Origin of the sequence: Clostridium sp. K04, assembly GCF_019734375.1 — a bacterium.
GTDB lineage: Bacteria > Bacillota > Clostridia > Clostridiales > Clostridiaceae > Clostridium > Clostridium saudiense.
In genome coordinates this window covers 105,759-119,517 of sequence record NZ_JAASHD010000005.1, presented here as the reverse complement: position 1 = coordinate 119,517, position 13,759 = coordinate 105,759, and the positions used below count along the sequence as shown (strand labels likewise).

Sequence of the window (13,759 nt, the reverse complement as noted above, 5' to 3'; positions counted from 1 at the left end):
GACGAATTGTCAAGCTAAGTGCAACACTTAGCTTGTTCTTCGTTAAATGCTTCTAACGGTGTCTTGTATCCAAGACATTTCCGTGGTCTATTATTTAAAATATCCTCAACAATATCAACATGATTTTGATTTATAGTAGAAAAATCAAATTTTTTAGGAAAGAATTCTCTAATCAAGCCATTTGTATTTTCATTAGTTCCTCTTTGCCATGAACTGTAAGCATCAGCAAAATACACATCTAAGTCTAATTTATTTTCTAACTCTAAATATCCAGCAAATTCTTTACCACGGTCTACAGTCAATGATTTTAAATTATTCCTACCAAATTTGCCTAATGCAATAATACAATGTTCATTAAAAGTAGAAGCTTTTCTATTTTGCATTATTCTGATTTTTGTTAAACGTGTTTTTCTTTCAACGAAAGTTGAAAGACACGCCTTAGATTTTCCCCTACTTGAAACAATAGTATCAAGTTCCCAGTGTCCAATATCTAATCTTTTTCTTACATCTTTAGGTCTTTGACTTATTGTTTTCCCTATATTGAATTTACCTCGAGTTTCTCTTGGTTTTAGTGATTTACCCTTCCTGCGAAGCAGGTCAACGGAACAGTGCTCCAAAATACCTTTATATAGCCAAGAGTATATAGTGCTAAATGAAATTATTTGTTTATTAAATTCAAGTTTTAGACGACCTGAAATCTGTTCTGGAGACCAGTGATTATTTAGCTTTTCTTGAACATAGTTTACTAACGAAGCGTTAGCAATTTTTCCATGAGGTTTACATTTAACTCTTCTGTTTTCATATTTATCTTGAGCTACATGAGCTTTGTATCTTCCATTAAGATTGTTTCTTTTAATTTCTCTTGAAATACTTGATTTATTTCTGTTGAGTTCTTTGGCTATTTTAGATAAACTCCATCCTAAATTTAAATATTCTACTATACAACAACGTTCATTTATAGTAATATGTTTATAGCTCATACAGTCACGTCCTTTAAAGTGGTTTTCTAGTCAATTATTACTTTAACATGAACGTACCCGTATGGGTTATTTTTTTTGCAATTAATTAGTGTTGCACTTGATATTGTAATTTATCATAATTATAAAAAATATCCCCAAGGTTAATCTTAATATTAAAGTAACCTTGGAGATTATTGTATTTTTATAAATTTTCTATTTCTTTCATTAATTCTTCAATAAGGTCCTCTTCTTTAACTTTTTTAATTATTTCACCTTTTTTGAAAATTAATCCTTCACCTTTTCCACCTGCAATACCAATATCAGCTTCTCTTGCTTCCCCTGGGCCATTTACAACACAGCCCATAACTGCAACCTTAATATTTTTATTACAGTTTTCAAGTCTTTTTTCTACTTCTTCTGCAATTTTTATAAGGTTTATTTGAGTTCTTCCGCAAGTTGGACAGGATACAAAAGTCATTCCTTGCTTTCTTAAACCTAAGGCAACTAACATTTCCTTTGCTACTTTAATTTCTTCTATTGGATCACTAGTTAATGATACTCTTATAGTATCTCCTATCCCTTCTGCTAATAATGTTCCTATTCCAAGTGTAGACTTAATAGTTCCTCTAAAAACAGTACCTGACTCCGTAACCCCTAAATGAAGAGGATAGTTACACTTTGTGCTCATTAATCTATATGCTTCTATCATCATAGGAACATCAGAAGATTTAATTGATATTACTATATCATGAAAATCTAATTCTTCTAATATCTTTACATGTCTTAATGCAGATTCAACAAGACCTTTTGCTGTAGGTTTTCCATCTCTTTCTAAAATATCCTTTTCTAAAGAACCTGAGTTAACTCCAATTCTTATTGGAATATTTTTAGCTTTACATGCTTCTGTAACAGCCTTTACTCTTTCAACATTACCAATATTACCTGGATTAATTCTAATTGCACTAATTCCATTTTCAACACACTTTAAAGCTAATTTATAATCAAAGTGTATATCTGCTACTACAGGCATTGGTGATCCTGCACATATATCTTTAATTGCTTCTGCAGCAATCATATCTGGTACAGCACACCTTATTATTTCGCATCCGGCAACATGTAATTCTCTTATTTGATTTAATGTTGCTTCTACATCTCTTGTATCTGTATTAGTCATAGATTGAATTGAAACTGGTGCATCTCCTCCAACATAAACAGATCCAACCTTAACTTTTCTTGTAATTTTTCTTTCCATTTTTCCTCGCTCCTATAAACTAATAGGGAATAATATATCTTTTAATGTTACTACAATCATAAAGCCTATTAATATCATAAACCCTACATAGTTTGCTGCTCCAACAACTTTATCTGGAACTTTTCTTCTTGTTATTAGCTCTATTAATAATATTACAGTCCATCCACCATCAAGTGCAGGGAAAGGTAATAAATTAAACACAGCTAAGTTAATACTAATGAATCCTAAGAAATATGTCAATGTCATTAATCCATTTTTAGCTGCTTGCCCTGACATTTTAATTATAGTTACCGGTCCACCAACATCTGTTTTAAAGTTTATATTTCCAGTAACCATCATCTTAAGACTCTTAAATGTTTGTGTTACTAATGAAATTGTCTCATTAAATGACTCTCTTATAGATTCAAGTATTGTTGGATTTTCTACAGGTGTATAGTGAAATCCTATTTGATACATTTGTGTTCCATCTTGTTCAATTAATCTTGGAGTAACTGTAATGTTTTCCTTTTCTCCATTTCTATCTACTACTAAATCTACAGAATCTCCCTTAGAAAGTTGAATACCCATTGATACATCTGTAGTCGTAAATACTCTGGCCCCATCTATTGTTAATATTTTATCTCCTACTTGTAAACCTGATTCAATTGCAGGAGTATCTGGCTCTAATTTACTTATTGTAGTTTCTGTATATCCTCTATTACTAATTATTATAGAAAATGCTATAATTGCAAAAATAATATTCATTGTAGCACCAGCTAATATAACTGTAATTCGTCTTAATGGTGATTTAGAAGAAAAGCTTCTTTCATCTTCAACGTCTTCCTCTTCACCAAGCATTTTAACATATCCACCTATAGGAAATAGTCTTAATGAATATTGAGTCTCCTTTCCCTTTTTAGAGAAAACCTCAGGTCCCATTCCTATTGAAAACTCTTCTACCTTAATACCATTTACCTTAGCCATAATAAAATGTCCTAATTCATGAACAATAATTAGTAAGCTAAAGCCCAATATTGCCATTATAATATACACTTACTTCACTCCTAACTCCCATTTATTTCTTATATATTTTCTTACCTTTTTATCTAACTCTACAATATTTTCTAAAGTTAGCTCATCATAATAGTTTTCTTTAAATACATTCATACACTCTTCTATTATTTCTGCTATTTGTAAGAACTTTATTTTTTCCTCTAATAATAATGCTACTGCTTCTTCATTAGCACCATTTAAAATAGTAGGTGCAAGACCTCCAATTTTACCTGCATCGTATGCAAATTTTAAACACTTAAAAGTATCTAAATCTGGTTTTTCAAACGTTAATGATCCTACTTCATAAAAATTAAGTGGCTTTGCAATCATACCTTTTCTTTCTGGATAATTTAATGCATATTGTATTGGTAATCTCATATCAGGCGTTCCCATTTGAGCTATAATACTTGCATCCTTATACTCAACCATAGAGTGAATTATACTTTGAGGATGAACAACAACCTCAATATTGTCATAATCAGTATCAAATAAGAAATGGGCTTCTATAACCTCTAACCCTTTATTCATAAGACTAGCTGAATCTATAGATATCTTTTGCCCCATATTCCATTTTGGATGTTTTAGTGCTTCCTTTACTGTCACATCTTTTAAATCTTCTAAGTTCTTTCCTCTAAATGGACCTCCTGAAGCAGTTAATATTATTTTATTAATATCTTTATTCTTATATCCACTTAAACTTTGGAAAATAGCGCTATGTTCTGAATCAACTGGTAATATTCTAACATTATTTTCTTTTGCTTTATTCATAACAAGTTCCCCTGCTACAACTAATGTTTCCTTGTTAGCTAAAGCAATATCCTTTTTTGCTTCTATTGCAGCCATAGTTGGTTTTAATCCTATCATTCCCACAACAGAAGTAACCACAGTATCAATCTCATCTAATGTTGCAATTTTAATTAATCCATCAATCCCGCTAAAAACTTTAATTTCTGGATAGCTTTCATTACAAAACTCCTCAATAACTTTAGCAGAATTTAATTCCATCATGCCTACATATTTTGGTTTAAACTCTTTAATTATTTCTTTAATCTTATCAACGGAAGAATTAGCAGTAATTCCTATAAGGTTAATCGTCCCCTCTGAATTTCTAATTACGTCTAAAGTTTGTGTCCCAATGGAACCAGTTGCCCCTAAAATTGAAATACTTTTCATTTATACCTCCTACAATGTTCCTTCATATATTAAATCTTTTGCTATTAAACAGTATATAGGACCTATGAATATTCCTATTATTCCAAAGACTTCTGCTCCTATATACATAGATAACATTACTACTAATGGATGAATATCTAATTTAGAGCTTAGAAACTTTAATTCTAATATCTCTCTTACTACCTGTAATAATAAGTATAAAGCTATCAATCCAACTACTAGTAAGTATTTCTTCATTATTATATTGTATATTATAATTGGAATAAATACAATTATTGTTCCTACATATGGCAAAATATCTAAAATTCCGCATATAAGCCCTAAAAATATTGCACTAGGAATCCTTAATATTTTAAATCCTATAATAGTAATTATCATACATATTATTACTAATTTAATTTCTATTTTTACTACTTCTCCTAAATTATTTTTTTTCTCCCTTATAGTTTCTACAACATCATAAGGTAATAAACAATTTAACAACTTTAAAAATAACTTTTTATCCACTAAAGTAAAATATACAGTTATATTGGCTATAATATATGATATTATTCCTTGCCCTGTAACTGCTAAACTACTTTTAAAAGAAGTTACTGATGATAATCCTTGTGATCCATTATGTAGCATTTCTTCTAAATCTACATTAAATATAACTTTAATTGTGTTAAGCCATTCCTTTAAGTCATTTATATGATTTATGTAAAAGCTCTGAACTAAATCTATAATTGAATTTCCAAAATAAAATACAAAACAAAACATAAGCACATTAATTACTAAAATTGTTAGAGCTCCTGCAATTTCATTCTTTTGAAATACTTTTTTCATTAAATCATAAATTGGAGTACATATTATTAATAAAATAATAATAGATAAAAATGGTTTAAAATAATTCTTAATAACAAAAGCTATTACAATAAAAAGAAATAGCAATAATAATAAATTAACTAGTATTTGATATTGATAATGCTTTTTATATCCATTATATATTCTCATTTTACCTCCTTATTTCTACTACGATAACTTAGTTTATATTACTTCATACTATTAATTTATTATATTCATATATTTTTTAGACTACTTTTCATTCAAATAAAAAAAAGATACAATAGTTTATTTCTATTGTATCTATTAAACTTAAATTCCTATTACAAACGTTAAATAGTAAAATACTACAACTGCATTAAATAAGATTGAATCAAATCTATCTAATATTCCACCATGTCCTGGAATTAAATTACTATAATCTTTTAATCCTACATATCTTTTAATTGATGAAGCAACTAAGTCCCCAAATTGACTCATTATTCCGCATAAAGCACCAATTAAAAAGAAATGAATAAGTTTAACTTCTGGAACATAACTACTTACTATAATTCCAAATATCCCACATCCAAGTGTTCCTCCTAAAAATCCTCCTATTGAACCTTCAATAGTTTTCTTAGGGCTAACCTTTGGACATAATTTGTGCTTACCAAAAAATCTTCCAAAATAGTATGCAACAGTATCAGAAACCCATGATCCAATAAATATTAACCATACTAAATATCCACCATTAACTTTCGAATTTACTAATGGAATAAAACTAAATAGAATTACTACATATATAAATCCTAAAAATGTTACTGCAACATCTATAAATGAATATTTTAAATCTATAATTGGTATTATTAAAGCTAACACAATTGCTATAACTAAAATATACATCATATATTCAAAATTATTGTTTAGCGCGTAATAAACTACTAATAAAATGTAACTTATTATTGGAATACTCTTAATTTCTTTAGTCTTTAAGGCATGATAAAACTCATATAATCCACATACTGATAATGCTATAGTGAATAATTTTAATGGTAATCCGCCTAAAAGCACAAATATTAGTAGTGGGGCAAGTACAACTGCACCTATATATCTACTATTAATTTTCATACTTTTCCTCCTATGCTATACTCCACCAAATCTTCTATCTCTATTTTGATAATCATATATAGCTCTTTGTAAATCTTTCTCTGAAAAATCAGGCCAATTTACATTTGAATACCAAAATTCAGAATAAGCACATTGCCATAATAAGAAATTACTTATTCTTTGTTCTCCTGATGGTCTAATTATTAAATCTGGATCTGGTGAATCCTTAGTATATAAATAATCTGAGAATAATTCTTGATTTATATTTTCCTTATTAATTTTACCTTCTTGCACATCATCTATAATATTTTTTACTGCTTTTATTATTTCATCTCTTCCACCATAATTAAAAGCAAAATTTAATACTAATCCTGTATTATTTTTAGTTAATTCTATAGATTCTTCGATTTCTCTTCTACAATCATCTACAAGTGCATTAATATCACCTAACACCCTTAAAACTACTCCATTTTTATGTAGTTCGCTTACTTCTGTTTTTAAATATTGAACTAAAAGTTTCATTAAAGCATTAACTTCATCTTTTGGTCTTTTCCAATTCTCAGTTGAAAATGCATATAAAGTAATATATTTTACACCTAGTCTATCAGCTTCTTTTATAACCCTTCTAATAGTTTCTACACCAGCTTTATGACCCATAGTTCTAGGTAAATTTCTCGCTTTTGCCCATCTACCATTACCATCCATAATTATAGCTATATGTTGAGGTATATTATCAAAATCTAATTCAAAATTATTTTCTTGTACATTCTTATTAGCTTTAAAATAACTTAACATTCTTTCTGCCTCCACTTTATTTTAAATAAATCATATCATATTTAAAGTGTAAAGTAATATTTATGAATAAAATTTAATAATTACACTTAAGAAAAAAACCTGCTAAATAGCAGGTTTTAAATTGACATAATCTCTTTTTCCTTAGCTACAATTAGTGAATCTATTTCTTTAACATATTGATCTGTTTTCTTTTGAACAGCATCTTCACCTTTTTTAACTTCATCTTCTGAAATATGTCCGTCTTTCTTTAATGCTTTAATTTTTTCATTAGCATCTCTTCTAATAGATCTTATTGCTACTTTTGCATCTTCACCTAATTTTTTAACATTTTTCACAAGATTTTTTCTTGTTTCTTCTGTTAATTCAGGAACTAATAATCTTATTATAGATCCATCATTAGAAGGATTGATTCCTAAATCTGATTTTAAAATTGCTTTTTCTATTTCTTTTAATAAAGATTTATCCCATGGAGTTATAACTAACATTCTTGGTTCTGGAGCAGATATGTTACCTACTTGCTCTATTGGACATAATCCACCGTATGCTTCAACTTGAATTCTATCAAGCATCTTTGGATTAGCTCTTCCAGCTTTTAATGTAGTTAAATCTGATGATAATACAGATATTGTCTTTTGCATTTTAGATTCAGCAGTGTTTAAAACTTCTTTAATCATATATACCTCCCTATTATTTAGATACGATTGTACCTATTTTTTGACCTTCCATAACTTTTTTAATATTTCCTTCTTCACTTATACCGAAAACTAGTATTGGAATATTATTATCCATACATAATGTAGTTGCTGTTGTATCCATAACTTGTAATCCTTGTTCGATTACTTCCATATAAGTAAGTTTATCATATTTTTTAGCATCTGCAAACTTATTTGGATCCTTATCATATACACCATCAACATTTTTAGCTAATAATATAACATCAGCTTCAATTTCAGCTGCTCTTAATGCTGCTGCAGTATCAGTTGAGAAATATGGATTTCCCGATCCAGCTCCAAAGATTACAACTCTTCCTTTTTCAAGGTGTCTAACAGCTCTTCTTCTTATGAAAGGTTCAGCTATTTCTTTCATTTCTATTGCAGTTTGAACACGTGTCATAACCCCTATTCCTTCTAATGCATCTTGTAATGCAAGTGCATTAATACAAGTAGCTAGCATTCCCATATGGTCAGCAGTAGTTCTGTCCATACCTTCACCAGTTCTACCTCTCCATATGTTTCCTCCACCTACAACTAAACCAACTTCTACACCCATGTCAACTAAAGTTTTAACTTCTCTTGCGATTCTTCCTACTACTTCGAAGTCAAAACCAAATCCGTTGGCTCCAGATAAAGCTTCCCCTGAAATTTTTAACATTACTCTTTTATATGCGATATTTGCCATTGTAATCCCTCCTTGTGGTATATATGTACTCTTTTCCTTAAAAAAAGAGAACACAAAAGTGTTCTCTCGATATTACATACCCATAGTCTTAGCAACTTCTGCAGCGAAGTCTTCTTCAACTTTTTCGATACCTTCTCCTCTTTCGAATCTAGCGTATCTTGTAACAGTTATTGGAGAACCTACTTCTTTAGATTTTTCTTCTAAGAACTTAGATATTGACTTATCTCCATCTTTAACCCATGCTTGATCTAAAAGACAAACTTCTTTGTAGTACTTTTGAATTCTTCCCATTACCATTTTTTCAACGATATTTTCTGGTTTTCCTTCATTTAATGCTTGAACTCTGTAGATTTCTTTTTCTTTTTCTAAAGCTTCGTTATCTACTTGTTCTCTGCTTAAGAATAATGGATTTGCAGCAGCAACTTGCATACAAACTTCTTTAGCAACTTCTTCTAAAGCTGCAACATCTGTAGCTTCGCTAGCAACTTCTACCATAACTCCGATTCTTCCACCACCGTGGATGTAGCTAGCTATAGCACCGTTTTCTATGTTGAATTTAACAAATCTTCTTACTGTCATGTTTTCGCCTAATTTAGCGATTAAAGCTGTTAAAGCTTCAGTTACAGTAGATTCACCATCAAATTTTTCAGCAACTAATTCTTCAACAGTTGTAGCTGAAGTGTTAGCAGCCATTTCTGCAACTTTTGTTGCAAATGAAACGAATTCTTCATTAGCAGCAACGAAGTCAGTTTCACAGTTAACTTCTACCATAGCAGCAGTTTTCTTGTCAGCTGAAACGAAAGTCTTAACTATACCTTCAGCAGCAACTCTACCAGCTTTTTTAGCAGCAGCAGCTAATCCCTTTTCTCTTAAAAATTCAACAGCTTTTTCTATATTTCCTTCAGTTTCAACTAAAGCCTTTTTGCAGTCCATCATTCCTGCGCCAGTCATTTCTCTTAATTCTTTAACTGATTTAGCAGTTATCATTATTAAATTCCTCCTTGACATTAAATGTAAACCTTATTTTAGGTTAAAAGGTAAATGAAGTTTCCCTCACCTACCTCTTAAAATTATTACTCAGCTAATTGTTCGCCTTGTCTTCCTTCGATAATTCCATCAGCAAGTTTAGCAGTTATTAATTTAACAGCTCTGATAGCGTCATCGTTTCCTGGGATTACGTAATCAACTTCTTCTGGGTCACAGTTAGTATCTACGATAGCTACTACTGGGATTCCTAAGATTTTTGCTTCAGATATAGCATTCTTTTCTTTTCTTGGGTCAACTACAAACATAGCTCCGATGTTGTTAACATCTAAGTTAGTGATACCACCAAGGTTAGTTTGTAATTTTTCCATTTCACCCTTTAATTTGATTACTTCTTTCTTAGGTAAAACTTCAAATGTTCCATCTTGTTCCATTTGTTGTAATTCTTCTAATCTCTTAATTCTAGTTTTGATAGTCTTGAAGTTAGTTAACATACCACCTAACCATCTGTTGTTAACGTAGTGCATGTTTGATCTTATAGCTTCTTCTTGAATAGCTTCTTGAGCTTGTTTCTTAGTTCCAACGAAAAGAATGTCTTTTCCTTCTGTTGATACTTCTCTAATGAAGTTGTAAGCTTCTTCTACCTTCTTAACTGTCTTTTGAAGATCTATTATATATATTCCGTTTCTTTCTGTGAATATATATGGAGCCATCTTAGGGTTCCATCTTCTTGTTTGGTGTCCAAAGTGAACGCCTGCTTCTAATAATTGTTTCATTGATATTACTGACATTTTGTTACCTCCTGGTTTTTCCTCCACAGCCTTCATTCTTATAAAGCTTCCCAAATTCAGGCACCAACTTTATAAATTGGGCTGTGTGCGTATTTTATTACCTAGGTTAGTATATCACAAGCTTCTTATACTAGCAACATATTTTTTGCATATTTTATCTTTCACGTCATAAAAGAATAAATTCACTATAATTTTATTACTTCTAAACACTAATATACTACCTTTTTAATAATAATTATCTTTCTTATTATTCCCGAAATACAAAATTATAAACAATTGATAAAATATAATAAGTCAATAAACAATCATTTACTGCATTTTTTACTTTTAACACATTATATAACCATATATATGCAAAAGAGATTATACTCTCGTATAATCTCCATTTATTTTTATCTTATTTTCTTTAATTCATCAATTAACTTTTCATTTAAAATTTTGATATGAGTTCCCTTCATACCTAATGATCTAGACTCAATTACACCAGCACTTTCGAATTTTCTTAAAGCATTAACAATAACACTTCTTGTAATTCCAACCTTATCAGCAATCTTAGAAGCTACTAATAACCCTTCGTTGCCATCTAATTCATTAAATATATGGTCAACAGCTTCCAATTCCGAATAAGATAAAGTTCCAATTGCTAATTGAACAACAGCTTTCTTTCTCGCATCATCTTCTAACTCATCTTGTTTAGCTCTTAACATTTCCATTCCAACTATAGTTGCACTATGCTCAGTTAATACTAAATCATCTTCAGTAAACTCATTACCAAATCTCGCTAAAAGTAATGTACCCATTCTTTCTCTATTTCCTATTATAGGTACTATAGTAGAAATTTTATTAGACACTTCGCAAACTCCCTCACCTTTAAAAACGCAATTCCCATTGCTTTTTGAATTTGCTAAAGTTTCTGTGATCTTTAATAAAGTTTCATTATATCCTAATGGAAATCTACCTTCATCTAAAACATATTTCTTCATTATTTCACATTCAAAATCTGTTGAAAAAGTATGTCCTAAAACTTTTCCCTTCCTACTAATAATATATACATTACATTCTAGCACTTCGCTTAAAAGATTGCATATATCATCAAATACAACTGGATCAGCTCCACCCGTTTGTAAAATCTTATTTAATCTTCTCGTTTTATTTAATAATGATGACAATTAAATACTCCCCCCATCATACTTCTTATCTACTAAATGTTAATTTTCTAAATAATCAAAATCTTATGATATCTCTTATCTTTTATAGTATCATAATAATTTTTTATTTACAACATATTTTACACTCTTTCGACACTCAGTTTTGTTAGGGGTTATATTTTATTCTTCCTTTTTGTCATTTTCTAACTTATCATTTTCTAAAGGCATTGTATTTCCACATTCACCATTTGAACAAACTGCATAATTTCCTTTTGTTTTAGAAAACTTCATTGTCATATAACTTCCACATTTAGGGCATGGTTCTTTAATTGGCTCATTCCAACTTACAAAGTCGCAGTTAGGATAATTTGAACATCCAAAAAACTTTTTACCCTTTTTGCTTCTTTTAGCTAATATCTTACCTCCACATTTAGGGCATGGCACATCTAACTCTTCAACTATAGGTTTTGCATTTTTACATTCTGGATATCCTGGACATGCTAAGAATGTTCCGTATCTACCTTTCTTTATAACCATCATTCTTCCACATTTATCACATGGAACATCGCTTACTTTATCTTCAATTACAACTTTAGAAATTTCTTTTTCTGCTTTTTCTATAGCAACTTGTAATGGTTCAAAGAATTCACCAACAACTTTTTTCCACTCTTCATTTCCTTCTTCAATATTATCCAGCTTTCTTTCCATTCCTGCTGTAAAATCTACATCAACTATTTGTTTAAAATAATCTGACATTATATTATTTACAATAAACCCTAATTCAGTAGGAATTAAATTCTTCTTTTCTCTTATTACATACTCTCTACTTAATAAAGTTGAAATAGTAGGTACATATGTACTTGGTCTACCAATTCCCTTTTCTTCAAGTAATTTTACAAAAGAAGCCTCTGTATATCTTGCAGGTGGTTGAGTAAAATGTTGTTTTCCTTCAACAGATGAAGGTTCTAATACTTCTCCCTCTTCTAAGCTTGGTAGTAATACATCATTTTCATCATCTTCTGTTGTATAATCATATACCTTCATAAAACCATCAAATTTTATTGTAGATCCAGAAGCTTTAAAAGTATATTTTCCATTAGCAATATCAATGCTATTTGTATTTAATGCACATGATGCCATTTGGCTTGCAATAAATCTTTTCCATATTAAGCTATATAACTTATATTGCTCAGGTGTTAAATTAGCCTTTGCTATTTCAGGTGTTATTTCTATATGAGATGGTCTAATAGCTTCATGAGCATCTTGAATATTCTTCTTGCCCTTATATACTCTTAACTTTTCTGGTATATATTCTTCACCATAGCTTTCTTTAATAAATTCAATTGCTCTTCCTTGTGCTTCTTCTGAAATTCTTACAGAATCAGTTCTCATATAAGTAATAAGCCCAACTGTACCAAACCCTTTAACATCTACACCTTCATATAAAGCTTGAGCTATTGACATTGTTCTTTTAGTAATAAAGTTTAATTTTTTAGCTGCTTCTTGTTGAAGAGTACTTGTTGTAAACGGTGGAAGTGGATTTTTTAGTCTGCTTCCTTTTTTAACTTTTTCTACCCTATATTCATTTTCTTTTAAATCACTTATTACCTTATTAGCTTCATTTTCATTGCTAATTTCTATTTTTTTATTTTCGTATTTCGTTAATTTAATTGGGAACTTTTTTCTTTCCTTCTTTAAAACACAATCAACGGTCCAATATTCTTTTGGTTCAAATGCTTTAATTTCTTCTTCTTTATCACATATTAATTTTAAAGCTGCAGATTGAACTCTTCCTGCGCTAAGTCCCCATTTTACATTTTTCCAAAGTATTGGACTTATTTCATAACCAACTAATCTATCTAAGACTCTTCTAGCTTGTTGAGCATCAACTAAATTTAAATTGATCTTTCTTGCTCCTTTGATAGATTCTTTTACAGCACCCTTTGTAATTTCATTAAAAACTATTCTACAAGTTTCATCTTCAGAAATTTTTAAAATATTTGCTAAATGCCAAGAAATAGCCTCTCCCTCTCTATCGGGGTCGGTTGCAAGATATATTTTATCTGCTTTCTTAGCTGCTTTCTTTAATTTAGCAATTAATTCACCTTTTCCTCTTATAGTTATATACTTTGGAGTAAAATTATCTTCTATATCAACACCTAATTTACTTTTAGGTAAATCTCTAACATGCCCCATTGATGCTTCAACTGTATAATTCTTTCCTAAATACTTACTTATTGTTTTTGCTTTTGCAGGTGACTCTACTATAACAAGATTCTGACCCATACCATCAACTCCTATATATTGCTTAGGAGCTTT

Annotated in this window: 13 protein-coding genes; all 13 read right to left on the bottom strand. The window is 29.9% G+C overall.

All coding sequences use genetic code 11. The annotated features are described in order from the left end of the window. Positions 1-14: 14 nt before the first annotated feature. Positions 15-980, bottom strand: a complete 966-nt coding sequence (locus HCG70_RS03930) for an IS30 family transposase (RefSeq protein WP_042403103.1) — start codon at positions 978-980, stop codon at positions 15-17. Positions 981-1,161: 181 nt separating this feature from the next. Beyond that, the gene (gene ispG / locus HCG70_RS03925; protein WP_042396577.1) at positions 1,162-2,211 is read right to left on the bottom strand and encodes a flavodoxin-dependent (E)-4-hydroxy-3-methylbut-2-enyl-diphosphate synthase; all 1,050 of its coding nucleotides are present in this window, start codon (positions 2,209-2,211) and stop codon (positions 1,162-1,164) included. Positions 2,212-2,223: 12 nt separating this feature from the next. Further along, positions 2,224-3,243: an RIP metalloprotease gene (locus tag HCG70_RS03920; RefSeq protein ID WP_055290946.1), complete on the bottom strand. Its 1,020-nt coding sequence runs from the start codon at positions 3,241-3,243 to the stop codon at positions 2,224-2,226. Next, positions 3,244-4,416: a 1-deoxy-D-xylulose-5-phosphate reductoisomerase gene (gene dxr, locus HCG70_RS03915; RefSeq protein WP_042396573.1), complete on the bottom strand. Its 1,173-nt coding sequence runs from the start codon at positions 4,414-4,416 to the stop codon at positions 3,244-3,246. A gap of 9 nt (positions 4,417-4,425) precedes the next feature. Next, positions 4,426-5,409: an AI-2E family transporter gene (locus HCG70_RS03910; protein ID WP_042396571.1), complete on the bottom strand. Its 984-nt coding sequence runs from the start codon at positions 5,407-5,409 to the stop codon at positions 4,426-4,428. 141 nt (positions 5,410-5,550) lie between these two features. Further along, complete coding sequence (locus tag HCG70_RS03905; protein WP_042396568.1) at positions 5,551-6,345, bottom strand: phosphatidate cytidylyltransferase; 795 nt, start codon at positions 6,343-6,345, stop codon at positions 5,551-5,553. A 15-nt stretch (positions 6,346-6,360) separates the two neighbouring features. Beyond that, a complete protein-coding gene (locus HCG70_RS03900; RefSeq protein WP_042396566.1) occupies positions 6,361-7,119 on the bottom strand; it encodes an isoprenyl transferase in 759 nt (252 codons plus the stop codon). A gap of 116 nt (positions 7,120-7,235) precedes the next feature. Continuing rightward, entirely contained in the window at positions 7,236-7,793 is a 558-nt protein-coding gene (gene frr / locus HCG70_RS03895) for a ribosome recycling factor (RefSeq protein WP_042396563.1), read from the bottom strand. A gap of 13 nt (positions 7,794-7,806) precedes the next feature. Then, positions 7,807-8,517, bottom strand: coding sequence for a UMP kinase (pyrH, locus tag HCG70_RS03890; protein ID WP_042396561.1), 711 nt, complete (start codon positions 8,515-8,517; stop codon positions 7,807-7,809). Between the two features lie 72 nt (positions 8,518-8,589). Beyond that, positions 8,590-9,504: a translation elongation factor Ts gene (gene tsf / locus HCG70_RS03885; protein WP_042396558.1), complete on the bottom strand. Its 915-nt coding sequence runs from the start codon at positions 9,502-9,504 to the stop codon at positions 8,590-8,592. An 86-nt stretch (positions 9,505-9,590) separates the two neighbouring features. Further along, positions 9,591-10,292: a 30S ribosomal protein S2 gene (gene rpsB / locus HCG70_RS03880; protein WP_042396556.1), complete on the bottom strand. Its 702-nt coding sequence runs from the start codon at positions 10,290-10,292 to the stop codon at positions 9,591-9,593. 392 nt (positions 10,293-10,684) lie between these two features. Then, positions 10,685-11,461 carry a GTP-sensing pleiotropic transcriptional regulator CodY gene (gene codY, locus HCG70_RS03875; protein WP_042396553.1) on the bottom strand — a complete coding sequence of 259 codons (777 nt, stop codon included), beginning with the start codon at positions 11,459-11,461 and terminating at the stop codon, positions 10,685-10,687. A 159-nt stretch (positions 11,462-11,620) separates the two neighbouring features. Then, entirely contained in the window at positions 11,621-13,726 is a 2,106-nt protein-coding gene (topA, locus tag HCG70_RS03870) for a type I DNA topoisomerase (RefSeq protein ID WP_055290942.1), read from the bottom strand. Positions 13,727-13,759: the final 33 nt, after the last annotated feature.

Excerpts from the sequence above, each read along its gene's own strand:
- HCG70_RS03930 (WP_042403103.1), bottom strand. The coding sequence starts at position 980 with ATGAGCTATAAACATATTACTATAAATGAACGTTGTTGTATAGTAGAA.
- ispG (WP_042396577.1), bottom strand. The coding sequence starts at position 2,211 with ATGGAAAGAAAAATTACAAGAAAAGTTAAGGTTGGATCTGTTTATGTT.
- dxr (WP_042396573.1), bottom strand. The coding sequence starts at position 4,416 with ATGAAAAGTATTTCAATTTTAGGGGCAACTGGTTCCATTGGGACACAA.
- HCG70_RS03910 (WP_042396571.1), bottom strand. The coding sequence starts at position 5,409 with ATGAGAATATATAATGGATATAAAAAGCATTATCAATATCAAATACTA.
- HCG70_RS03905 (WP_042396568.1), bottom strand. The coding sequence starts at position 6,345 with ATGAAAATTAATAGTAGATATATAGGTGCAGTTGTACTTGCCCCACTA.
- HCG70_RS03900 (WP_042396566.1), bottom strand. The coding sequence starts at position 7,119 with ATGTTAAGTTATTTTAAAGCTAATAAGAATGTACAAGAAAATAATTTT.
- frr (WP_042396563.1), bottom strand. The coding sequence starts at position 7,793 with ATGATTAAAGAAGTTTTAAACACTGCTGAATCTAAAATGCAAAAGACA.
- pyrH (WP_042396561.1), bottom strand. The coding sequence starts at position 8,517 with ATGGCAAATATCGCATATAAAAGAGTAATGTTAAAAATTTCAGGGGAA.
- tsf (WP_042396558.1), bottom strand. The coding sequence starts at position 9,504 with ATGATAACTGCTAAATCAGTTAAAGAATTAAGAGAAATGACTGGCGCA.
- rpsB (WP_042396556.1), bottom strand. The coding sequence starts at position 10,292 with ATGTCAGTAATATCAATGAAACAATTATTAGAAGCAGGCGTTCACTTT.
- topA (WP_055290942.1), bottom strand. The coding sequence starts at position 13,726 with ATGGGTCAGAATCTTGTTATAGTAGAGTCACCTGCAAAAGCAAAAACA.